Source organism: Nocardioides sp. (assembly GCF_047606145.1).
Classification (GTDB): Bacteria; Actinomycetota; Actinomycetes; order Propionibacteriales; family Nocardioidaceae; genus Nocardioides.
The window spans coordinates 1-22,086 of the sequence record NZ_JASGET010000150.1 but is presented as its reverse complement, the minus strand read 5'-3'; the positions used below and the strand labels follow the sequence as shown (position 1 = coordinate 22,086).

General features: G+C 71.0%; 25 protein-coding genes, 2 pseudogenes and 1 riboswitch. Of the genes and pseudogenes, 17 read left to right on the top strand and 10 right to left on the bottom strand.

Annotated elements, in window-relative coordinates:
- A pseudogene (locus QM638_RS20215) lies at positions 1-264 on the top strand (ATP-dependent DNA ligase); the annotation flags it as partial.
- A 7-nt stretch (positions 265-271) separates the two neighbouring features.
- On the opposite strand, the gene QM638_RS20210 reads toward QM638_RS20215, so the two are convergent.
- Complete coding sequence (locus QM638_RS20210; RefSeq protein ID WP_415144977.1) at positions 272-2,527, bottom strand: acyltransferase family protein; 2,256 nt, start codon at positions 2,525-2,527, stop codon at positions 272-274.
- A gap of 76 nt (positions 2,528-2,603) precedes the next feature.
- Here QM638_RS20210 and QM638_RS20205 point away from each other — a divergent pair, with 76 nt between their 5' ends.
- From QM638_RS20205 to QM638_RS20165, 9 genes are all read left to right on the top strand, one after another.
- Entirely contained in the window at positions 2,604-3,116 is a 513-nt protein-coding gene (locus QM638_RS20205; RefSeq protein ID WP_415144975.1) for an AAA family ATPase, read from the top strand.
- An 18-nt stretch (positions 3,117-3,134) separates the two neighbouring features.
- The gene (gene rpe / locus QM638_RS20200; protein WP_415144979.1) at positions 3,135-3,797 is read left to right on the top strand and encodes a ribulose-phosphate 3-epimerase; all 663 of its coding nucleotides are present in this window, start codon (positions 3,135-3,137) and stop codon (positions 3,795-3,797) included.
- Between the two features lie 110 nt (positions 3,798-3,907).
- Positions 3,908-4,066, top strand: a riboswitch (FMN riboswitch).
- 87 nt (positions 4,067-4,153) lie between these two features.
- Positions 4,154-5,230, top strand: a complete 1,077-nt coding sequence (gene ribD, locus QM638_RS20195) for a bifunctional diaminohydroxyphosphoribosylaminopyrimidine deaminase/5-amino-6-(5-phosphoribosylamino)uracil reductase RibD (protein WP_415144973.1) — start codon at positions 4,154-4,156, stop codon at positions 5,228-5,230.
- Entirely contained in the window at positions 5,230-5,838 is a 609-nt protein-coding gene (locus QM638_RS20190; protein WP_415144971.1) for a riboflavin synthase, read from the top strand. The genes ribD and QM638_RS20190 overlap by 1 nt, the downstream gene beginning before the upstream one ends.
- Positions 5,835-7,142 carry a bifunctional 3,4-dihydroxy-2-butanone-4-phosphate synthase/GTP cyclohydrolase II gene (locus QM638_RS20185; RefSeq protein ID WP_415144969.1) on the top strand — a complete coding sequence of 436 codons (1,308 nt, stop codon included), beginning with the start codon at positions 5,835-5,837 and terminating at the stop codon, positions 7,140-7,142. Before QM638_RS20190 ends, QM638_RS20185 begins: the two co-directional genes overlap by 4 nt.
- Positions 7,139-7,621, top strand: coding sequence for a 6,7-dimethyl-8-ribityllumazine synthase (gene ribH / locus QM638_RS20180; RefSeq protein WP_415144968.1), 483 nt, complete (start codon positions 7,139-7,141; stop codon positions 7,619-7,621). Before QM638_RS20185 ends, ribH begins: the two co-directional genes overlap by 4 nt.
- A gap of 115 nt (positions 7,622-7,736) precedes the next feature.
- Positions 7,737-8,000 (top strand): phosphoribosyl-ATP diphosphatase, encoded by a 264-nt coding sequence (locus QM638_RS20175; RefSeq protein ID WP_415144966.1) that lies wholly within the window; start codon positions 7,737-7,739, stop codon positions 7,998-8,000.
- Between the two features lie 8 nt (positions 8,001-8,008).
- Positions 8,009-8,881, top strand: a complete 873-nt coding sequence (gene hisG / locus QM638_RS20170) for an ATP phosphoribosyltransferase (protein ID WP_415144964.1) — start codon at positions 8,009-8,011, stop codon at positions 8,879-8,881.
- Entirely contained in the window at positions 8,865-9,323 is a 459-nt protein-coding gene (locus QM638_RS20165) for a PH domain-containing protein (RefSeq protein ID WP_415144962.1), read from the top strand. The genes hisG and QM638_RS20165 overlap by 17 nt, the downstream gene beginning before the upstream one ends.
- Positions 9,324-9,413: 90 nt before the next feature.
- Here QM638_RS20165 and QM638_RS20160 read toward each other — a convergent pair whose 3' ends face one another.
- Positions 9,414-10,925: a DHA2 family efflux MFS transporter permease subunit gene (locus tag QM638_RS20160; RefSeq protein WP_415144961.1), complete on the bottom strand. Its 1,512-nt coding sequence runs from the start codon at positions 10,923-10,925 to the stop codon at positions 9,414-9,416.
- A 108-nt stretch (positions 10,926-11,033) separates the two neighbouring features.
- Here QM638_RS20160 and QM638_RS20155 point away from each other — a divergent pair, with 108 nt between their 5' ends.
- Positions 11,034-11,711, top strand: coding sequence for a TetR/AcrR family transcriptional regulator (locus tag QM638_RS20155; protein ID WP_415144959.1), 678 nt, complete (start codon positions 11,034-11,036; stop codon positions 11,709-11,711).
- A gap of 39 nt (positions 11,712-11,750) precedes the next feature.
- Here the strand turns inward: QM638_RS20155 and QM638_RS20150 are convergent, their stop codons facing one another.
- The 6 genes from QM638_RS20150 to QM638_RS20125 form a co-directional block, all read right to left on the bottom strand.
- Positions 11,751-12,662 carry an aldose 1-epimerase family protein gene (locus tag QM638_RS20150; RefSeq protein ID WP_415144957.1) on the bottom strand — a complete coding sequence of 304 codons (912 nt, stop codon included), beginning with the start codon at positions 12,660-12,662 and terminating at the stop codon, positions 11,751-11,753.
- Positions 12,663-12,710: 48 nt separating this feature from the next.
- Positions 12,711-13,265, bottom strand: a complete 555-nt coding sequence (locus QM638_RS20145; protein WP_415144955.1) for a 4-amino-4-deoxy-L-arabinose transferase — start codon at positions 13,263-13,265, stop codon at positions 12,711-12,713.
- Positions 13,262-13,732 carry a hypothetical protein gene (locus QM638_RS20140; RefSeq protein WP_415144953.1) on the bottom strand — a complete coding sequence of 157 codons (471 nt, stop codon included), beginning with the start codon at positions 13,730-13,732 and terminating at the stop codon, positions 13,262-13,264. The genes QM638_RS20145 and QM638_RS20140 overlap by 4 nt, the downstream gene beginning before the upstream one ends.
- 78 nt (positions 13,733-13,810) lie before the next feature.
- Positions 13,811-14,845, bottom strand: a complete 1,035-nt coding sequence (locus QM638_RS20135; protein WP_415144951.1) for an ABC transporter substrate-binding protein — start codon at positions 14,843-14,845, stop codon at positions 13,811-13,813.
- A gap of 76 nt (positions 14,846-14,921) precedes the next feature.
- Complete coding sequence (locus QM638_RS20130) at positions 14,922-15,758, bottom strand: ABC transporter ATP-binding protein (RefSeq protein ID WP_415144949.1); 837 nt, start codon at positions 15,756-15,758, stop codon at positions 14,922-14,924.
- Entirely contained in the window at positions 15,746-16,576 is an 831-nt protein-coding gene (locus tag QM638_RS20125; protein ID WP_415144947.1) for an ABC transporter permease, read from the bottom strand. Before QM638_RS20125 ends, QM638_RS20130 begins: the two co-directional genes overlap by 13 nt.
- Positions 16,577-16,716: 140 nt before the next feature.
- Between QM638_RS20125 and QM638_RS20120 the strand changes: the two genes are divergently transcribed.
- From QM638_RS20120 to QM638_RS20095, 6 genes are all read left to right on the top strand, one after another.
- Entirely contained in the window at positions 16,717-17,250 is a 534-nt protein-coding gene (locus QM638_RS20120) for an SseB family protein (RefSeq protein WP_415144946.1), read from the top strand.
- A 281-nt stretch (positions 17,251-17,531) separates the two neighbouring features.
- On the top strand, positions 17,532-18,269 hold the full coding sequence (gene infC / locus QM638_RS20115) for a translation initiation factor IF-3 (protein WP_415144945.1): 738 nt from the start codon (positions 17,532-17,534) through the stop codon (positions 18,267-18,269).
- Positions 18,270-18,352: 83 nt separating this feature from the next.
- Positions 18,353-18,547: a 50S ribosomal protein L35 gene (gene rpmI, locus QM638_RS20110; RefSeq protein ID WP_415144944.1), complete on the top strand. Its 195-nt coding sequence runs from the start codon at positions 18,353-18,355 to the stop codon at positions 18,545-18,547.
- Between the two features lie 76 nt (positions 18,548-18,623).
- Positions 18,624-19,007, top strand: coding sequence for a 50S ribosomal protein L20 (gene rplT / locus QM638_RS20105; protein WP_415144942.1), 384 nt, complete (start codon positions 18,624-18,626; stop codon positions 19,005-19,007).
- Between the two features lie 55 nt (positions 19,008-19,062).
- Positions 19,063-19,857: a TrmH family RNA methyltransferase gene (locus QM638_RS20100; protein WP_415144940.1), complete on the top strand. Its 795-nt coding sequence runs from the start codon at positions 19,063-19,065 to the stop codon at positions 19,855-19,857.
- A 184-nt stretch (positions 19,858-20,041) separates the two neighbouring features.
- A complete protein-coding gene (locus QM638_RS20095) occupies positions 20,042-20,956 on the top strand; it encodes a trypsin-like serine peptidase (RefSeq protein ID WP_415144938.1) in 915 nt (304 codons plus the stop codon).
- A gap of 61 nt (positions 20,957-21,017) precedes the next feature.
- Here the strand turns inward: QM638_RS20095 and QM638_RS20090 are convergent, their stop codons facing one another.
- Both QM638_RS20090 and QM638_RS20085 read right to left on the bottom strand, forming a co-directional pair.
- Positions 21,018-21,776, bottom strand: a complete 759-nt coding sequence (locus tag QM638_RS20090; protein WP_415144937.1) for a TrmH family RNA methyltransferase — start codon at positions 21,774-21,776, stop codon at positions 21,018-21,020.
- A 37-nt stretch (positions 21,777-21,813) separates the two neighbouring features.
- Positions 21,814-22,086 (bottom strand): annotated as a pseudogene (locus tag QM638_RS20085) (hypothetical protein); the annotation flags it as partial.

Genomic DNA, 22,086 nt, shown 5'->3' with positions numbered 1-22,086 from the left:
GTGATGCCTGACCACACCATCGCGGCGGCGTACTCGCTGCGTGGTGTGCCGGACGCGAGGGTCTCCGCCCCGATCCGGTGGGAGGAGGTGGCCGACGTGGATCCGCACGACCTGACGCTGGCCACGGTGCCGGCTCGGTACGCGGCCGTCGGGGACCTGTTTGCGGACATCGACGACCACGTCTTCGACGTCGCGCCGTTGTTGGCGTGGGCCGATCGCGATGAGGCGGCGGGGGAGCAGACTCCCGAGGAGCCCGAGCCCTGATCGACCCTCACCAGAGCCCGAGCTTGGTGCCCAGCGGCTTGGCCAGTTCGGCGGCGTAGGTGGTGGTCATGTGGTTGAAGTCGCGATGGGTGATGGTCGAGCCCACCACCGCCGGGCACTCGCCCTGCCAGCAGAAGTAGTCGTCCATGTCGATCACCTCGGCCCCGGCCGCGCGGGCCGCCTTGACCTGCAGGTCGGCGCCCTCCTCCAGGTCCGGGTCCGGCTTGGTCATGCACGGCCCGAGGCGGGCGTTGGAGCTCAGGCAGGTCGCCGGGTCGAGCCGCAGCGCCGGCACGTCGCGGATCCAGGCGGTCCGGTCGGCGTACGGCATCACGTCGCGCAGCATCTCCTGATAGCCGGCGTACTCGGCCTTGCGCACGTAGCCGTGCGCGGTGTGCCGGCCGCTGGCGTCGTGGATGCCGGTCGTCACCGAGCGTGAGGAGATGATCAACAGGTCGGGACGGAGCTTCTTGATCTGCGCGATGGCCCAGGCGTGGAAGTCGTCGCAGTCGGTGAACGCCTCGGTCTCGTTGAGCTTGTCGGGGGTGATCATGGACGCGACGCACTGGGGCATCACCAGGTAGTAGGCACGGTATCCGGCCCGCTTGGCGATCTTGTCCATCGCCGGGATCCAGTGCCTGCCGTGCGAGTCGCCGAGGACGACGAGGGTCTTGCTCCCGGTGGCGTCCCCGCGGGCGCAGAGCTGGCGGCTGCCGGCGAGGTAGTCGCAGTCCCCGACGTCCTCGGTGTCGTCGGAGAGCCCCGTGACGGCCGGCTCGAGGGTGGTGGGTATCGGCTGGTCATCGCGCGCCGCGGTGACCGAGGCACGCACCAGCCGCACCTGTCGATCGATGGTCGCGGTGCCGCTCGACGCGGACGCCGAGGCGGTGCTGGACGAGGTGCCCGAGGCGGACGGCGAGGCGCTCGACGACGACTGGCCGTCGGCCAGGCTGATCGCCGGCTGATAGCCATCGATCCGGGCGGCGCTGGTGGCGTAGGAGTTGGCGCCGATGCCGGTGGCGATCACCAGCGCGATGCTCAGCGGGTACAGCGCCACCGGGAACCAGCCGCGCTTGATCCGCGGCCGCTGGAACGGCTGCTCGATGAGGTGGTACGACGCCGCCGAGAGCGCCAGCGCGAGGACGAGCAGTCCACCGCGTTCGAGCCAGGTCAGGTCGCGCCCGAGCTGGATCTCGGGCAGCACCAACACCGGGAAGTGCCACAGATACAGCGAGTACGACCAGTCGCCCAGCACTCGCAGCGGCTTGATCGAAAGCAGCCGGGAGACGATGGTCGGGCCGTGCCAGAGAGCCCCGGCGACCAGGATGAACACGCTGCCGAGCACCGGCACCAGCGCGGGCGTGCCGGGGAACGGGGTGGCGTCGTTGAACTGCAGGCAGGCGCACATGATCAGGAAGAGACCGACCAGCGAGAGCGTCTGAGCCCGCCAGCGGGCGGCCGGCCCGTCGGTCTGTCGCGGCTGGATCGCCAGTGCCGCCAGCGCGCCCAGTCCGAGCTCCCAGGCTCGGGTGAGGGGGGAGAAGTAGGCGGACTCCGGGTCGACCTGGGTCATGTGCGCCGACCACAGCAGGCTGGCGGCGGTGATCACCACGACGGCGGCGATGAGCAGGCGCCGCGGCTTGGCCGTCTTGGTCGGTCGGCCCGCAGCGGCGCGCACGGCGTTCCGGGCGGAGTTGCGGCGCCGGACCAGCCAGACGCAGAGCATCACCACCACCGGCCAGAGCAGATAGAACTGCTCCTCGACCGAGAGCGACCAGTAGTGCTGCAGCGGGCTCGGCGGCAGGTCGGCGGCGAAGTAGTCGGTCTGCAGCGCGGAGAAGTGGATGTTGGCCGCGAACACGGCCGACCAGATGGCGTCGGTCACGATCGACTTGGTGCGCACGAAGCCGAGCTGCCAGGCGGCGTAGGCACAGGTGACGATCAGGACGAAGGTCGCCGCCGGCAGGATCCGGCGCGCCCGGCGCGCGTAGAAGCCGAGCAACGACACCCGGGTGTCCCGCTCGGCCGAGCGAAGCAGTTGCTCGGTGATCAGGAAGCCGGAGATGGCGAAGAAGACGTCCACGCCCACGAACCCGCCGGTGACGCTGGAGATCCCGACATGCACCGCCACCACGGCGAGGACCGCGATCGCCCGCAGCCCCTGGATGTCGGTACGACGCTGCGACGCAGGCGAGGAGCCACCCGTGGCGCCCGAGCTGGCGGAGCCGGCCGGGTCGCGGTCGGAGGTCGTCTGGGATGTCACAACGCCGGCAAAGTACCAACCCGTTCGGCGCGATCCGGGGAGGCGTGCCGGTGGGGTCCCTCACTATCGTGGAGCCATGCCGTTCGGACCGAGATCGCGAGCGGGGCGCGGGCGTGTGTTGATGCTGCTCAACGGCCTGCCCGGCGTCGGCAAGTCGACGCTAGCGCGGCGGCTCGTCGCCGACCGGCCCGGCGCGCTCGACCTGGACATCGACGCTCTTCGCGCGCTGATCGGCGGGCCGTGGGAGGAGACCGCCGAGGTGGGCCGCACCCGGGCGCTCGAGCTCGCCACCGCGCACCTGCGCGATGGGTACGACGTGCTGGTGCCGCAATTGGTCGCCGACCCGACCGAGGTCACCCGGTTCCGGGACGCGGCGGACGAGGCCGGAGCGCGGTTCGTGCATGTGCTGCTGACCGGTGAGCAGCGCCTCGGCGGTGAGCCGTGGCAGGAGGAGATCGACCCGGCCACGCTCGCCGACTACAGGTCGCGACTGGCCCGCCTCGCGGCGGTCGAGGACGACCTGACCGAGGTGGCGGTGACCTCACCGGAGGAGACGGCGGCCGCGGTCGCGAGGGCACTCTCGGAATAGGATCCTCGGGTGCGCCATCTGCAGATCACGCCGTCGATCCTCAACGCCGACTTCGCCAGGCTGGGTGCGGAGATCGCCCGGATCCCCAGTGCCGACTGGATCCACGTCGACGTGATGGACAACCACTTCGTGCCCAACCTGACCTTCGGGGCCTCGATGGTGGAGGCGCTGGCCCGCGCGACCGAGACGCCGCTCGACGCGCACCTGATGATCGAGGACGCCGACCGGCACGCGCCGGCGTACGTCGAGGCGGGGTGTGCCTCGGTGACCTTCCACGTGGAGGCCGCCAAGGCGCCGATCCGGCTGGCGCGGGAGATCCGGGCCAAGGGTGCCCGGGCGAGCATGGCGCTCAAGCCGGCGACCCCGATCGAGCCCTACGAGGACATGCTCGCCGAGCTCGACATGGTGCTGTTGATGACCGTGGAGCCCGGCTTCGGCGGACAGCGGTTCCTCGACCTGGTGCTGCCCAAGATCCGCCGTACCCGCACCTTGCTGGACTCCTACGGCGTCCAGGCGTGGCTGCAGGTGGACGGGGGAGTCTCGCTGGAGACGATCGGGCGCTGCGCGGAGGCGGGCGCCGACGTGTTCGTGGCCGGCAGTGCGGTCTACTCCGCCGATGATCCGGACGCCATGGTGAACGCACTGCGGGATCGGGCCGCGGAGGCCTCCTCGACGGCCTGACCCCGCCGATCCGACCCGCCGATCCGGCGCGCGATCTCGCGGTCTGATCCCACCCGTTGGCCACCGTCGACCGGGTGTGTGCCACAATGTCGAGCAGACGAGTGAACAACTCGCGTGCTCTGGGGTCGGTGTAATTCCGAACCGGCGGTGACTGTGCCGAAGCTCCTCGCTTCGCTCAGAAGTCCGCGACCCGAATGCAGCCAGCGTTCGGTTGACCAGGTGGAACTCCTGGACCGACGGTGAAAGTCCGGATGGGAAGACGCACGCAGTCGGCTCCTCGGGCACGACGAGGCTCCTCGGAGCCACCGGTGCCCGGCCGATGTCCCCGGAGTCCGCGACCGGACCCGAGGGACACGATGAGCGAGACGAGCGCCGAGCGGACGGCCATGCTGCGCGCGCTGGAGCTGGCGGCGGGGGCGGGTCCGCAGCTGTTGCCCAACCCACGGGTCGGGTGCGTACTGCTCGCGCCCGACGGTACGACGATCGCCGAGGGCCGGCATCGGGGACCGGGCACGCCCCACGCGGAGGTCGAGGCGCTCACCCGGGCCGAGGAGCAGGCGCCCGGCGCGGCCCGCGGCGCCACCGCGGTGGTGACCCTCGAACCGTGCAACCACACCGGCCGCACGGGACCCTGCGCCCAGGCGCTGATCGCGGCCGGCGTGGCCCGGGTGGTCTTCGCCCAGGCCGACCCGAACCCGATCGCGGCCGGGGGCGCCGCCACGCTGCGCGCCGCCGGCATCGACGTCGAGTCGGGCCTGCTCGCCGACCGAGCCGGTGCGCTCAACCGGGCCTGGACCCGGGCCGTCGAGTTGCAGCGGCCGTTCGTCACCTGGAAGTTCGCCACCACCCTGGACGGGCGCAGCGCGGCCGCGGACGGCACCAGTCGCTGGGTCTCCTCGCGCGCCGCCCGGCTGGACACCCACCGGCTGCGCGCGGAGTGCGACGTCATGCTGGTCGGCGCCCGCACGGTGGCGGTCGACGACCCGGAGCTCACCGTGCGCGACGAGCGCGATCGTCCGGTCGGCGTGCAGCCGCTGCGGGTGGTCGTGGGTCACCGTGACCTGCCCCCGACCAAGCGCATCTTCAACGACCGTGGTCCGAGCCTGCAACTGCGCAGCCACGACCCGCGTGCGGTCCTGGACGAGCTCTGGCGCCGGGAGCGCCGCCACGTCTTCTGCGAGGGCGGCCCCACCCTCGCCGCGGCGTTCCTGGCCGCCGGAGTGGTGGACGAGATCGTCGTCTACGTGGCGCCGTTCCTGCTCGGTGCGGGGCACAGTGCCGTCGCCGACCTCGGCATCACCACCATCGCGGACGCCTACCGCCCCGAGGTGGTCGACCTCACCGTGCTGCCCCCCGACCCCGGTGCGCCCGAAGGCGACGCCGAGCAACCCAACGTGCGGTTCACCCTCGAACCGCGAGCAAGGAGACAGTGATGTTCACCGGAATCGTCGAAGAGCTCGGCACCGTGGCCGGGATCGAGCAGCAGGGCGACGCCGTACGCCTGCGGATCGAGGCCGCGCGGGTGCTCGCGGATGCCGCGCCGGGTGATTCGATCGCGGTCAACGGCTGCTGCCTGACGGTGGCCGCCCGCGACCAGGACACCTGGACCGCCGACGTGATGCAGGAGACGCTCGACCGCACCTCGCTGGCCGGCGCCGGGCGTGGGGACCGGGTCAACCTCGAGCGCGCCGTCACCCCGAGCACCAGGCTCGGCGGCCACATCGTGCAGGGTCACGTGGACGGCGTGGGCACCGTGCTCCGCCGCGAGCCGAGCGAGCACTGGGAGCTGGTCACCGTCGCGCTGCCGGCGGGTCTGGCCCGCTACCTGGTCGAGAAGGGCTCGATCACCGTGGACGGGGTCAGCCTGACGGTGGTGTCGGTGAGCGAGGACTCCTTCACAGTCAGCCTGATCCCCGAGACGCTGGCCCGGACCACGCTGGGCACGCGCGCGGTCGGCGACCCGGTCAACCTGGAGGTCGACGTGCTGGCCAAGCACGTGGAGAAGCTGCTGGCCGGTGGCGGCAGGGAGGAGGAACGATGAGCGAGAAGCAGATCGACGAGGCCCTGGGCGAGCGCCCGCAGCACGGGGGAGTGCGACTGGACGCGGTGGCGGACGCGATCGCCGACATCGCCGCCGGAAGAGCGGTGGTGGTGGTCGACGACGAGGGCCGGGAGAACGAGGGCGACCTCATCTTCGCCGCCGCCAAGGCCACCCCGGAGCTGATGGCCTTCACCATCAGGCACAGCTCCGGGGTGATCTGCGTGCCGATGCCCGGTGCGATGCTCGACCGGCTGGAGATCCCGCTGATGACCCCGCACAACCGGGACAGGCTGCGCACCGCCTACACCGTCAGCGTCGATGCCCGTGACGGGGTCAGCACCGGGATCAGCGCCGCCGACCGGGCTCACACCGCGCGCGTGCTCGCCGACTCCGCCACCGAGCCATGGGAGCTCACCAGGCCCGGACACGTCTTCCCGTTGCGCTATCGCGAGGGGGGCGTCCTGGTCCGCCGGGGCCACACCGAGGCGGCGGTCGACCTGGCCCGACTCGCCGGCCTCACCCCGGCCGGCGTACTCGTCGAGGTGGTCAACGACGACGGCACCATGAAGCGGGCCGCCGAGCTGCGTGCCTTCGCCGACGAGCATGGCCTGCGCATGATCTCGATCGAGGACCTGGTCCGCTACCGGCGTCGTACCGAGGTGCTGGTCACCCGTCAGGCGGAGACCAGACTGCCCACCAGTCACGGCGCGTTCACCGCCTACGGCTACACCATGAGCGACGACGGCTCCGAGCACGTCGCCCTGGTGTACGGCGACCCGGCGGCTCTGCGCGACGGTACGCCGGTGCTGACCCGGGTGCACTCGGAGTGCCTGACCGGTGACGTCTTCGGCAGCGCCCGCTGCGACTGCGGGCCCCAGCTGAACGAGGCGCTCGACGCGATCGGGGCCGAGGGGCGTGGCGTGGTGGTCTACCTGCGCGGTCACGAGGGCCGCGGCATCGGGCTGGTGGCGAAGCTGCAGGCCTACCAGCTGCAGGACGGCGGCCGGGACACCGTCGACGCCAACCTCGACCTGGGCCTCCCGGCCGACGCCCGCCACTACGGCGCCGCCACCCAGATCCTGCGCGACCTCGGGGTCACCACGGTGCGGCTGATGACCAACAACCCCGACAAGATCCGGCACCTGACCGACTACGGAGTCACCGTCGCCGAGCGGGTCCCGCTCACGCCGCGACCCAACGACCACAATCTCGCCTACCTGCTCACCAAGCGGGATCGGATGGGCCACGTGCTCCCCGATCTCGACCGCACCGACCTGGACCGAGCCGAAGGAGTCAACCCATGAGCGGAGCGGGCGCGCCCACCCCGACCCCCATCGACTGTCACGACCTGCGGGTGGCCGTCGTCGCCGCCAGCTGGCACGAGGAGGTGATGGCCGGCCTGATCGCCGGCGCCCAGCGTGCCTTCGTCGACCACAAGATCGAGCAGCCCGCGCTGGTCCGGGTGCCGGGGACCTTCGAGCTCCCGGTCGTCGCGGCCGCGCTGGCCAAGGCGGGCTACGACGCGGTCGTGGCCCTCGGAGTCGTCATCCGGGGCGGCACCCCGCACTTCGAGTACGTCTGCCGGGCCGCGACCGACGGTCTGACCCGGGTGAGCCTGGACTACCTGGTGCCGGTCGGCTTCGGCGTGCTCACCTGCGACGACGAGGCACAGGCGCTGGACCGCGCCGGGCTGCCCTCCTCGAGCGAGGACAAGGGCTACGAGGCCGCGTCCGCCGCGCTCGCCACCGCCGTCTCGGTCAAGCAGACCTCGCGGCTCTACTAGCAAGGTGAGCCGGAGGTCGCCTGGAGGCATGGTCCACCCGCGGGATCTCCTCGGGCCGTCCCGCCGACCGGCCCGGCGCGGCCGGACGGCGCCGTACGCCCTAGGCTTGGCCGACGTGAAGACGTTCGACGAGCTCTGGGCCGAGCTGAGCGAGAAGGCCCGGACCCGACCCGCAGGATCCGGCACCGTCGCGGCATTGGACGCCGGCGTCCATGCGATCGGGAAGAAGCTGGTCGAGGAGGCGGCGGAGTCGTGGATGGCCGCCGAGTACGAGGGCAAGGAGGCGACGGCCGAGGAGCTCTCCCAGCTGCTCTACCACGCCCAGGTGCTCATGCTCGCCAGCGGGATCGAGCTCTCCGACGTCTACTCCCACCTGTAGGGGAACCCATGGTTGCGACAACTCCCACCACCGGTCTGCTGCGGATCGCGGTCCCGAACAAGGGTGCCCTCTCCCAGGCCGCCTCGGAGATGCTCCGCGAGGCCGGCTACCGGCAGCGCGAGGACAGCAAGCGCCTCACCCTCATCGACGAGGAGAACGGCGTCGAGTTCTTCTACCTGCGCCCGCGCGACATCGCGCTCTACGTCGGTGAGGGCACCCTCGACGTGGGCATCACCGGCCGCGACCTGCTGCTCGACTCGGGCGCGAAGGCCGACGAGGTGATGGCGCTCGGCTTCGGTCGCAGCAGGTTCCGGTTCGCCGGTCCGGCGGGCGCGTTCGGCTCGCTGGACGATCTGGCCGGCAAGCGCATCGCCACCTCCTACGTCGGGGTGGTGCGCGCCTTCTTGGAGGCGGCCTCGATCGAGGCGAGTGTGACGAGGCTCGACGGTGCCGTCGAGACCAGCATCCAGCTCGGTGTCGCCGACGTGATCGCCGATGTGGTGGAGACCGGTTCGACGCTGCGCCAGGCCGGACTGGAGACCTTCGGTGAGGCCATCCTGGAGTCCGAGGCCGTTGTCATCACCCGCGCCGGCACCCCGGTGCCGGCCGCCTTCGAGACGTTCAAGCGTCGACTCGACGGCGTCATGGTGGCACGCAGCTACGTGATGATGGACTACGACATCCGGGCCGCCGACGTGGCCGCCGCGACCGAGCTCACCCCCGGACTGGAGGGCCCGACGATCAGCCCGCTGCACCGCGAGGGCTGGGTCGCCGTCCGGGCGATGGTCCCGCGGGACGGGTCGCAGAAACTGATGGACGACCTGTACGCCGTCGGCGCGCGAGCCATCCTGCTGACCGATATCCATGCCTGCCGACTCTGAGGGCTCCCCGCAGATGCCGCACACCTGGCGCCCGCTGGGTCCACGGGTGATGGCGACGGCTCTGGTGATCGCGCTGGCGGTGGTGTGCGCGATGAGCTGGATCGGCTTCGACGACGAGACCCGGGCCAAGTTCACCGTCTTCGAGAAGGCCACCCTCGGCTTCTTCGGCCTGCTCATCCTGGTGTTGGTGCACGCCCTGACCAGGTCCCGGGTGGTGGCGCGCACCGACGGGTTGGTGGTGGTCAACGGCTACCGTCGGCGTGACCTGGACTGGGCGCAGGTGGTGGCGGTGAACTTCCCGCCCGGTGCGCCCTGGGTCAACCTCGACCTGGCGGACGGGACGAACATCCCGGTGATGGGCGTCCAGGCCTCCGACGGCGGCCGAGCCCGGACCGCGGCCCGGCAGCTGGCCTCGATCGCGGCCGAGCTCGGCGCCCGCTGAGCCGGACCGGGTGGGTCCGGGCCGGACGCCGAGCTCGGCACGGCGGAGGCGAGGGCCGGACGCGTCCTCGTGGCCGGCGACCGGACCGGGTCAGTGCGCCAGCGCCACCGTGTCCTCCGGCGTTTCCGGCAGCTTGCCGCTGCGGATGACCAGGCCGGCCACCACGCCGCCGACCGCGAAGATCCCGGCCGCCCACCAGAAGGCGGTGGTGTAGCTGTGCACCGCCGCGAGCGAGCTGAGCTGGGTCGCGCTCAATCCCGAGGAGGCGTGGTCGGTGGCCCAGGCGGTGGCGGCGCTGGAGGCGATGGTGCTCAGCAGTGCGGTCCCCACCGACCCACCGACCTGTTGCATCGTGTTGACGGTCGCCGAGGCCACGCCGGCGTCGTCGCCGGAGACGCCTGAGATGGCGCCCTGCATGGAGGGGGCCATCGACAGTCCGAGACCGAGGCCGATGATCATCAGGCCCGGTAGGATGTCGGCGGCGTACGTCGAGGCGTCGCTGAGCTGGGTGAGGAGCACCAGTCCGCCGGCGGCGACGAACATCCCGAGGGCGGTCATCCAGCGAGGGCCGAACCGGGGCAGCAGCAGCGCGGTGGCGAGCGTCGAGGCGACGATCACCACACCGATCATCGGCAGGAACGCCAGGCCGGTCCGGATCGGGGTGAAGCCGAGGTTCTGCTGCAGGTAGTAGGTGAGGAACAGGAAGATCCCGAACATGCCGATGCCGGCGATGAAGACCACCAGGTAGGAGCCGCCGCGGGTGCGGTCCACCACGATCCGCAGCGGAAGCAGCGCGTGCGTGGTGCGCGCCTGCAGCCAGACGAACACGGCGAGCAGGACGACGCCGGCGGCGAGCCAGACGCTGGTCGCCGCGTCGGCCCATCCGTTGGTCTCGGCGTGGGAGAAGCCGTACACGATCGAGAACAGCGCGGCGGAGACGGTGAGGGTGCCGGGGATGTCCAGCCTCGGCCGGTGCTCGGAGCGCTGGTTCCGCAAGAAGAGCAGGGCGCCGGCGAGGGCGACCACCGCGATCACCAGGTTCACGTACAGGCACCAGCGCCAGGTGGCCCACTCGGTGAGCATCCCGCCGAGCAGCAGCCCCAGCGCGCCGCCACCACCGGCGATGGCGCCGAAGATGCCGAACGCGCGAGCCCGCTCCCGGGCGTCGGTGAACGTGGTGGTGAGCAGCGCCAGCGCCGCGGGCGCGAGCAGCGCGCCGAAGAGACCCTGGCCCGCGCGGGCGAAGACCAGCATGCCGAAGTTCGCCGCGGCGCCACCGACGGCGGACATGGCGGCGAAGCCGACCAGGCCGACGATCAGGGTGGTCTTGCGTCCCACCAGATCGGAGAGGCGGCCGCCCAGGAGCAGCAGGGAGCCGAACGCCAATGCGTAGGCGGTCACGATCCACTGCCGATCGGCGTTGTCGAAGCCGAGCGACGTCTGCGCGTCGGGGAGGGCGATGTTCACGATGGTGGCGTCCAGCACCACCATCAGCTGGGCGAGGGCGAGGACGCCGAGGATGACCCAGCGCAGCCGGTGTTGCCGGCTCTGCTCGCCTTCCTCGGTGAACTCGAGCTCGAGTTCCGTGTCGAGTGTGCTCATGGGATCTCCCTGTCGAGGGCTTCAAGACCTATCGGAGGACATTCCTCCGGTTACGCCCCGAGAGTAGCACGAAATGGAGATTGTGCCTCCGGTTGGTATGCTGTGAGTGTGCCCACAGCCGAGACCGCAGTCGAGACCGCCGAGGACGAGCGCCCGTTGCGGGCCGATGCCGCCCGGAACCGGGCGCGGGTCGTCGCCGCGGCGCGCGAACTCTTCGCCGAGCGCGGCCTGGACGTCACCCTCGATGACGTCGCCGCGCATGCCGGCGTCGGCGTCGGGACGGTCTATCGGAGGTTCGCGAATCGCGAGGAGCTGATCGCCGCCGTCTTCATCGACCACTTCGGTGAGGTGGCCGACCGGATCGCCGCGGACATCGCCGAGGCCGAACCGTGGGACGCCCTGGTGATCCTGTTGGAGGGAGTCGGCCGGTTCGTCTCCGAGGACCGTGGTCTGGCCGCCCTGCTGACGACGGTCGACCGCTCCCGGCCGGCGCTGGAAGCGGCCAAGCAACGCGTCGAGCAACTGGTCGCTCGGGTCTTCTCCCGTGCCCGGGAGGTCGGCGCGATCCGACCCGAGCTGGAGGAGACCGATCTGTTCGGACTGGTCTGCATGCTCAGCGCGCTGAGCGAGGTGACCGAGCCGGTGGTCCCGGGGGTCTGGCGTCGTTATCTGGAGCTGCTGCTCGACGGGATGCGTGCCGACGGCTCCCGGGTACCGCTGACGGTCCCGGCGCTCAGCCAGGAGCAGTTGGCCGAGATGCACCCCCACCGCAGGGCCCAGCGCTGAACCCGGTCACCGCCGACCACCACGCTCGAGATCGCCGGCTCAACCCCGGATGCCCCATCGCGCGGAGAACGTCTCGCCGGGCTCGAGGTCGATCAGGTCGATCCCGGAGTTGAAGGCGTCCACCGGCGCCGTCATCGGCTCGACGGCCAGCGAACGGCGCGGAGTGCCGCTGTCGTCCGCGCTGTAGATCATCACCCAGCGGTGGTGGCCGTCGAGCCAGAGCTCGGTGCTGCCGGCGGGCCCGGTCACCCGGACCACGGCGGTGCCGTCGGTCTCGTTGCCGCCGTCGGCGCGGACCAGGTCCCCGAAGGCATGGTTGAAGGCCACCTCGCCGATCGGGCGCGGGGCACGGAAGTCGTAGGCGGTGCCGGCGACCGGCTCGGTGCCGATCGGCAGGAGCCGGTCATCGGTGAGCAGCCGCGTCGCGGCGGGCAGTTCGAGGGTCCAGGTGTCGATCGGGCCCTCGCCGGCGCTCAGATACGGGTGGGCACCCGACGCGTACGGCGCGGTGCTGTCGGCCCGGTTGGTGGCCGACTGGGTGACCTGGAGGCCGTCGTCGCCCACCGCGTAGGTCACCCGCAGGTCGAGGGTCCAGGGGTAGCCGCTCTGGGCCATCAGACGGTAGCCCAGGGTGACGGCCTCGGCGGACACCTCGATGGGCGTCCAGCCGGCCCAGCGGGCGAGGCCGTGCGAGGCGTTGTGCAGCCGGGCCTCGCTCAGGCCGAGCTGGTACGACGAGCCGGCGAAGCCGTACCGCCCGTCCCGGATCCTGTTCGGCCAGGGCATGAGCAGTTGGCCGCGGCCGCCGGCCGAGATCTGGTCCTCGGCGAAGCCGTCGATCAGCCGCCGGTCACCGTGCTGCAAGGTGCGCAGCGCCCCGCCACTCTCGGTGAGGGTGGCGGCATAGCCGCCGCCGCTGATGGTGAACTGGTTCCCGCTCGGTGGCAGCACGGGCTCAGGCTAGACGGTCCTGCGGTCGCCGGCGCCGCGGCATGGTCGTCAGCCGGTCGGCACGACGAGGTCGGCGCGCTCTCGGGTGCGCTCGCGGGCGAACAGGTCCGCCTCGGCCGCCGCCCACCGGTCCCAGTACGGTGCGAACGAGTCGCCGTCCCGGGCGAGCGCGCGTTGTTTGCGAGTCGCCGTCGGAGCGTCGAGGAAGACCAACGCGGTGCGCAGGTGATCGTAGGCGGTCAGGCCGCTGCCGACGCCCTCCAGGATGAGCAGGTCGGCCGGTGCGACCGTCACGGTCTCGGCGTAGCGGCCGGCGTGCCAGTCGTAGCGCCGATAGCGTCCGCACCGGTCGGCGGCCAGCGGTAGCAGCAGTGAGTCGAGTTGGCGCTCGAGGGAGGCCAGGCCGTCCCAGCCGTCGTACAGCTCGTCCATGGCGACCACGACGGAGCCGGCGCCGAAGCCCTGCCGGAGGCCGGCGGCCAGACTCGACTTGCCCGCCCCGGCCGGCCCCTCGATGCTCAGCAACCGGCCGGCCCCCAGCCGTGCGGGCCGGTGTCGTACCAGATCCAGGATCGCCGCCGTCGGGTCGACGGCGGACGTCACGAGATGCCGTGCTTCTTCAAGATGGCGTTGATGTCGTCCAGGTCGTCGCCGAGCGTGTCCGAGACCCCGCCGTCGCTGCGACCGGTCCGCGGAAGCTGCCGGCGCCCGCCGGTCGTCCCGGCGGCCCGGGGGGTGGTCGGAATGTCGGCCTGGGTGTCGGCGGGGTCCGCCTCCTTGCCGGAGAGCTTGGTGGAGACGAAGATCAGCAGGAACCCGACCGCGCCGATCACGATGCCGACCCACACCGCGGGACTGAAGACGAATCCGGTCGCCCAGTCGGCGACCGCGCTGCCGACGCGACCGAACATGCGCAGGGTGTGGGTCAGGTAGGCGGCGATCGGCAGCATCGTCAGGCCGGCCCCGCGGACTCCGGAGGCGACGCCGCGGTTGCGGAACGCGTACCAGGTCCAGATGCCGCCCAGCACCGTGAGCGCCAGGGCGAGTGCTCCCCATGCCCCGTTGTCCATGTCTCAAGCGTCTCACAGGACGGAAGGGGCGGTCGGACCCGGACGTGGTCCGCTCCCGGATCGTGGAGACGGCCGTGACTACTTGCCGGTGACGGCGGAGCCGCTGGCGACATCGTTGAACTCGTCGGTGAAGTAGTCCGTGAGGTCGACCTGCGTCGGGATCGCCTTCGCCTTGGTGAATGCGTCGGCCATCGTCTGCTCGGAGTCGATCACCGAGGAGTCGATCGGGACCGCCGTCACCGGGCGCTTGGCGGTGGCATGCTCGGAGACCGCGACCGAGAGGCCGGTGCCCTGCGACCACACCTTCGACCAGGCGGTCCGGTGGGCCGCTTTGCCGGACCAGATCTGCGCCTTCTGGACTCGGGTGAGGTAGTCGGAGAGGGCGGCCTTGGTCGTCGAGTCGTCGATCGCGTCGGTGGAGGCGACCTGGAAGTTAAGGCCGTTCATCACGCCGTTGGCACCGTTCACCAGAACGGTCGCGCCGTCCTGCACCTCAGCCTGAGAGGTGTAGGGCTCCCAGATCGCCCAGGCGTCCACGCTGCCGTTGGCGAACGCGGCGAGCGCGTCGGCGGGCTGGAGTTCGGCCACATCGACGTCGCTGAGTGACAGACCGGCCTTCGCGAGCTGGCCGAGCAGGTTGTAGTTGGCGGAGCTGCCCGGGGCGACGGCGACCTTCTTGCCCTTGAGCTGGGCCACCGAGGTGATCGAGGAGCCCTTGGGCACGACGATCGCGTCGCCCTCTCCGGTGTAGTTGGCGGCGGCGACGACCTTGAAGCCGCCGTTGGCTGCGGCGGCGAAGATCGGCGGGGTGTTGCCGACCATCGCGACGTCGATCGACCCGGCTTCCAATGCCTCGAGCATCGGCGGGCCCGAGGTGAACGACTTCCATTCGATCTTGTAGGTGGTGTCGTCGAGCCCGGCGGCCTGGAGCAGCGCCTTGGCGCTGGTGCCCTTCTGGTCGCCGATGCGCAGGGTCACGGTGCTGAGATCGGTCGAACCATCGGAGGAGGAACTGCCGGCGTCGTCGGAGCCGCCGCAGGCGGTGAGGGCGGAGCCGGCGGCGAGCAGAGCGGCGGCGGCGAGCAGAGCGCGGCGGCCGAGGAGGCGGGTCATGAGTGCGTCCTTCTGGGAATGTCGGGTGTGTTGGAGCCCGGCGGCACTGGTGGCGTTGCCACTCGGCGAGCGGACGTCAACTGGTCGGACGGTGGAGCTCGCCGGTCACCGGATCCCGGTTCGGGTTCGGCTCCAGCGGGCGTACGCCGAGGGTGGCGAGGATTGTCTGCCGCAGTGTGGCGACCTCGTGGAGCTCGGGTGAGCGGTCGGTGCGGGGGCGGTCGATCGTCCAGGAGCGGGCCAGCCGTCCGGAGTCGAGCACGACGATCCGGTCGGCGAGCGCGATTGCCTCGTCGACGTCGTGGGTGACGATGAGAACGGCCATCTGGTGTCGGCGCCACAGGTCCACGACCAGCCGGTGCATCTCGATCCGGGTCAGCGCGTCCAGGGCACTGAACGGCTCGTCGAGCAGCAGCAGGCTCGGGTTGCGAACCAGCGCGCGGGCGAGTGAGACCCGCTGGGCCTGCCCGCCGGAGAGCTGCAACGGCCAGGCGGTCGTCTTCTCTCCTAGGCCGACTTCGGTGAGCGCCTGGTCGGCCAGCGTCATCCGGTTGCGCTTCTCGGGGCTGTTGAGCAGGTTGAGGGCGACATTGTCACGGACGCGGTGCCAGGGCAGCAGCCGCGGCTCCTGGAAGGCGACCGAGGTGCGGCCGGTCACCTCGATCTCGCCCGCCGGGACCAGATCCAGTCCCGCCAGCGCCCGCAGCAGTGTCGACTTGCCACTGCCGCTGCGGCCGAGCAAGGCGATGAACTCGCCCGGGAGGATGTCGAGGTCGACGCCGTCCAGCACGACGTTGTCACCGAACGCACGGTGGTGACCGCGCACCCGGGCGACGTACTCCCCGCCGCTGCCGGTCCTATCGGGCGATTGCGACGTCTTCTGGATCTTGTCGCGGTCGGTCACGATCGCCATGCCAGGGCCTTCCGCTCGATGAGACGCACGATGGCGTCGGTGATGAGCCCGAGGATCATGTAGACGGCGAGTCCGACGACGATCTGGTCGGTCATGAGGAACTCGCGGGCGTCGTTGATCATCTTCCCGATGCCGTCGTCGGCGGCCATCTGCTCGGCGACGATCAGGGTGAGCCAGGCGACGCCGAGGCTCTGCCGAAGCCCGGTCAGGGCCTGGGGGAGGGCGCCGGGAAGGATGACGTACCGGATCCGCTGCAGCTGGGTGAGCCCCATGACCTTCGCCGCCTCGAGGGTCTTGCGGTCGATGTTGCGAATCCCGGAGAAGGTGTTGAGGTAGAGCGGGAAGATCGCGCCGAAGGCCACCAGGGTGACCTTCGGGGTCTCGCCGATCCCCATCCAGATGATGAACAGCGGCACGAGTCCGAGGTGCGGCAGCATCCGGAGCATCTGCAGGGGCGGGTCGACGGCGAGCTCGCCGAGACGGCTGAGCCCGGCGAGCAGCGCCAGCAGGAGAGCGATCACAGCGCCGATCGCGAACCCGGCCACGGCACGCTCGGTCGAGACCAGGGTGGCGTGCCCGAGGGTGCCGTCGCGGATGAGGTCGATGGCGCTGCGGACGACCTTGGAGGGCGGCGCGAGCTTGCGCTCGGAGAGGATCCCGGTCGCACTGGCGAGCTGCCAGAGGGCGATGAGGGCGATCGGCGAGATCCAGCGCTCGAGGTGGCGAAGCGGCCGGGTCCGGCTACCTGGCGTGCCCCGCGACCCGTTCGGGCGGCTGAGCCCGATCGGCGATGCCAGGGAGGAGGTGGCAGTGGACATGGCCTATGTGTACGGGATTCGGGGACGCCAATGCAAGTAAGCCACTCGACTTACAGATTAATTTCGATGGTCGTGGGTTCGGCGCGACGACTCCGGGGTCGGCGCACGGCATGCGGAGCCGAGGGAGTTGAATGCGTGTCGTGGAGCAACACCCCGACCAGAAGCGGATCTCCGGCCCCGGCTTCGCCGGGGACGAGGGGTCGGCGAAGCCAGCGGTCGCCTCGGCGCTCTCGGCGTTCGCTACCCGACGCGGGACATACGCCGTCGCCTTGGCCGCGCTGCTGGACAGCCGCGTCCTGGTACCGGTGGTGGCGGTCCTCGGTACGGTGGAGCATCGCGCGAGTGGACTCGCTCGCGACAAGACCTCCGACATGGCGACGGTGCTGCTCACCGGCGCCGACGGGCGACGGGCGCTGCTCGCCTTCACCTCGACGGAGTCGCTGCGAGCGTGGCGCGCCGACGCGCGACCGGTGCCGGTGGGGTTCCGGGACGCCGCGATGGCGGCTCTCCAGGAGGAAGCCGACGCGATTGTCGTCGACGTCGCGGGACCGGTGACATTCCCGATCGAGGGCGAGGATCTGCGCGCCGCCGCCGCGGGCCTCGGTCTGGCCTTCGTCGGTGACTCCTCGGCGTGGGTGTCGCCGGTGGCGCGAGATTCGCACGGGAGTGACTGAGGATTCGGGCGGTCGGGAATCTTGCGGTAGCCTCTGCTGTTGACCGATCCGTCGGCGTACGTCCATGTCGCCGGGCAGCAATGCCCGGCGTTCGTGGCCGGACACCGGCAGATCCCACAAGCGGAGATCACCAACTCGCTCTCCCACCCGCATCGACCGCCTGCAGCACAGGTCGTCGGGTCCGGTCCCAGGATGTGTCCTGGTGATGTGAGCCCACCGCGGGCGAGCGTCTTGACTGGCTTCCGCTTGCCAAGCGGAAGCCCTTTGTCGTTCCGGACCGGATGTGCACGGCGGTCCGGAGGCCTGGGGCTCGACGACAAGTCACTGGAGGACACATCAGCACTGAGCTTCGTATCAACGACCGGATCCGCGTCACGGAGGTCCGCCTCGTTGGTCCCAATGGTGAGACCGTCGGCATCGTGCCGACGGCCGACGCACTGCGCCTTGCGCAGGAGGCCGATCTCGACCTGGTCGAGATCGCTCCGCAGGGCAAGCCCCCGGTCTGCAAGCTCATGGACTACGGGAAGTTCAAGTACGAGAACGCCCAGAAGGCCCGTGAGGCCCGCCGGAACCAGACGAACGTGATCATCAAGGAGATGAAGCTTCGTCCCAAGATCGACCAGCACGACTACGAGACCAAGAAGGGTCACGTCGTGCGGTTCCTCAAGGCCGGCGACAAGGTCAAGATCACCATCATGTTCCGCGGTCGCGAGCAGCATCGCCCGGAGCTGGGCTTCCGGCTGCTGCAGCGGCTGGCCGAGGACGTCAGCGAGCTCGGCTTCGTCGAGTCCGCACCGAAGCAGGACGGCCGCAACATGATCATGGTGCTCGGCCCGAACAAGAAGAAGGCGGACGCCAAGGCCGAGGTCAAGGCGGCCAAGGAGACCAGGGCGGCGGAGCGCGCCGCCGAGGAGGCCGAGGAGAAGGCGGAGCGCACCGCCGCGAACGCCGCCCGGGTCGGCGCCGTTCCCAAGGAGCGCCGCCGCTCGGAGAACCTCGACCCAGAGATCGACGCCTGACCACGACCCGACGGCACCCGCCGACCGACCTCCGCCGCGACGCATCCACGTGCGCGACCGGACGAGCAAGAAAGAGACACACGATGCCGAAGATGAAGAGCCACTCCGGTGCCGGCAAGCGCTTCCGCGTGACCGGTTCGGGGAAGATCCGCCGCCAGAAGGCCGGCCTGCGCCACAACCTGGAGAAGAAGCCCTCGAAGATGACCCGACGGATGTCGGGCACCACCGAGGTCGCCAAGTCCGACGTCAAGCGCGCCAAGAAGCTGCTGGGCAGGTGATCGCGGGGGCGCTCGCCCCCGCCCGCCGGGATTCGGCCCCGGCTCCCCGAACTCATCCATCGAAGGAGAACGAACAATGGCACGCGTCAAGCGCGCAGTGAACGCGGCGAAGAAGCGTCGTACCACCCTGGACCGGGCCTCGGGCTACCGCGGCCAGCGCTCGCGGCTCTACCGCAAGGCCAAGGAGCAGGTCACCCACTCGCTGGTCTACAGCTACAACGACCGCCGTAAGAACAAGGGCAACTTCCGTCGCCTCTGGATCCAGCGCATCAACGCCGCGGCGCGCGCGCAGGGCCTGACCTACAACCGCTTCATCCAGGGCCTCGGTCTGGCGGGCATCGAGGTCGACCGCAAGATCCTCGCCGACCTGGCCGTCAACGACGTCGCCACCTTCAACGCGCTCGTCGAGCAGGCCAAGGCCGCGCTCCCCGAGGACGTCAACGCGCCGGTCTCCGCCTGAGCCGGTGACGGCTCCCCTGGCCGCGAGCAACGCTCGCGTCAAGGAGGCTCGCAGGTTGAGCCGCCGTTCGGTACGTGCCGAGCGGCGGCTCTTCCTCGCCGACGGCCCGAAGGCCGTCCAGGGTGCCCTCCGGGTGCCGGGCTGCGTGGTCGAGGTCTTCGCCACCCCCGCCGGCCTGGAGACGTACGCCGATCTGCTGACCGCGGCGCCGGCGGTGACGCCGGTGGACGACCGCGCCATGGCCGGGATCTCCGACTCGGTCACCCCCGCCGGGGTGGTGGCGCTGTGCCGGTTCTTCGACGTCCCGATCGACTCGGTGGTCGCATCGGCCGCATCCGAGACATCGGCGACGTCGGCGACGTCGGCGACGTCGGCGAGGTCGGGTGGGCCGGTGGTGATCTGCGCCGACGTCCGTGACCCGGGCAACGCCGGCACCGTGATCAGGTGCGCAGATGCCGCGGGCGCCGCCGGCGTGGTGCTCGCCGGTGACTCGGTCGACCTGTACAACCCGAAGACCATCCGGGCCAGCGTGGGATCGGCCTTCCACCTGCCGATCGCCGTCGAGCGTGACCCGGCCGCTGCGGTCCGGGTGGCCCGGGCGGCGGGACTGAGCGTGCTGGCCGCGGACGGCGGGGGAGACGTCGATCTCTTCGACGCCGGGGAGTTGCTGGCCGGCCGTGTCGCCTGGCTCTTCGGCAACGAGGCGTGGGGCCTTCCCACCGAACTGGCCGCGCTCGCCGACCAGGTGGTATCGATCCCGATCTTCGGCGCCGCCGAGAGCCTCAACCTCTCCACCGCAACGGCACTCTGCCTCTACGCCAGCGCCGCCGCTCGCCGCGGGTCGGGATGAGCCTCGCGGTCGAGCCCGGCCCGAGCTTCCCGTCGCCGGGATAGCGAGCGCGACCAGGTCCGGCCTGTCGGTCGAGTAGCGAGCGTATCCGGATCCGGCTCTCCGCAGGTCCTCGACAGCGACCGTCGTGTGCCGCCAGACTGGCCGGGAACTTTCCGTGCCGTCGATCTCCTGGGGTGGTTCCGTGGCTCGTTCGCGTTGGTCGATCATGCTCGTCTCCGGCGCGGCCGCACTGGCCGCACTGACCGCGCTGGCGGCCGGTGCGCCGGTGGCACGGGCCGACACCGGGAGCGACGACGCCGGTGCTCCCACGGGTACGCCGAGCGCCACCTCCTTCGGCGGCGACCCGACGGTCGGTCCGATCTTCAAGGACGGTCTCGACGACGACCACAGCTGCACCGCGAGCGTGATCTCCAGCAGGTCGGGCGATCTCATCCTGACCGCCGCCCACTGCGTGCAGGGCGACGTGAGCGGCTGGCAGTTCGCGCCCGGCTATCGCGACGGCGAGACGCCGTACGGCGTGTGGACCGTCACCGCCGCCTACGTCGACCGGGCCTGGATCGAGGACCAGGACCCGCAGCACGACTACGCGATCTTGACCGTCGCCGACAGGACCGACGGGACCGGCAAGGTGGACCGGACAGGCGCCAGGCACGGGCACAGCGCTCGCCACAGTGACCGGCACCGGCACGCGACACGGCTCCAGGACGTGACCGGCGCCAACGTGCTCGGGCTGGCGCCGCGGGACGGGACCACGATCACCGACATCGCCTACAACTACGGGATCGACGACCTGCCGGTGACCTGCACGACGACCACCTACACCACCGACGGATATCCGACCTTCGACTGCTCGGGATACGTGGGCGGGAGCAGCGGCAGCCCATGGCTGACCACGGTTCGCCATGGGCGGGCGAACGGGCACGGCCGACAGGTGCGGGTGGTCACCGGCGTGATCGGCGGCCTGCACCAGGGTGGCTGCGTGGACTACACCTCCTACAGCTCCTCGTTCACCCGGGACGTCCACCGGCTGTTGGCGCGCGCCGACGCGCATGAGCCCGGGGACCTCGCGCCGGAGCCCGGCAGCGACGGCTGCTGATCGTCGGCGCAGCCGGCTCGGTCGGCCGGTCGGACCGAGACGTCAGGGTCAGGCGGAGACATCAGGCCGAGCGTCGGCGGGCGAGCTCGAAGGCGAGCACGGCGGCGGCGCTCGCCACGTTGAGCGACTCGACACCGCCGGACATCGGGATCGCGACCAGGTCGCCGAGCCTCGCCTCGACCTCCGGGCTCAGTCCGTCGGTCTCGTTGCCGAGCACGAAGGCGCACCGCCCGCGGAAGTCCGCGTCATAGAGCGTGGTCGCGGCCAGGGAGTCCAGACCGTAGCTGGCGAAGCCGGCGGCGTGCAGCCGTGTGAGCGCGTCGATCGTGCGCCGACAGCGGACGATCGTGGCCCGGTAGGCGACGCCGGCCGAGGCCTTGATGACCAGCGGACCGATCGCCGCGGTGCCGTGCGAGGGCAGCACCGCCGCGAGTCCCGCGGCGGTCGCGGTGCGGATGATCATGCCGACGTTGGCCGGGTTGCTGACCCCGTCGAGCAACAGCAGGCCGGCGTCGGCGGGTGCCTCGGCGACGTACTCCTCGAGGCTGCGCAGTCCGGGGGCCTCGACGTCGGCGACGATGCCCTGGTCGTGCTTGCCGTTCCCGGCGAGCAGCTTGACGCGTTGCGCACTGCTCCACTCCACCGGGACGCGTTGCTCCTCGGCGAGCCGCAGGATCGCCTCGAGGCTGTGGCCACCGGAGCCGTGCGCGACCACCAGCTTGTCGACGTCGAGCCCGGGGTCGCGCAGCACCTCCTGGACGGGCATCCGGCCGTAGACGGTGATGAAGGAGTCGCGAGGCGAACGTCGGTCGTCGGGCACGGAGCCAGGGTAGTGGCGGCGGGAGCGCGTCTCGCGGTCACACGACCAGGTCGTCGGCCGGTGGTACCGCTGGCTGCGGCCCGCCCACCGCCTGCCGGTAGGCCTGGCCGACGAGCGCGATCGCCTCGGTGAGCTGGGCGGACGGGAGGGTGAACGGGATCCGGATGTGGCGCTCGTCGACGCCGTCGGCGCCGAACGCGGTGCCCGGGGAGAGCCGCACTCCGAGGCGTGCCGCGGCGGTGGCGGTGGCGGTGGCGACCGGCCGGTCCAGCGCCACCCAGAGGCACAGGCCGCCGACGCCGCGGGCGAT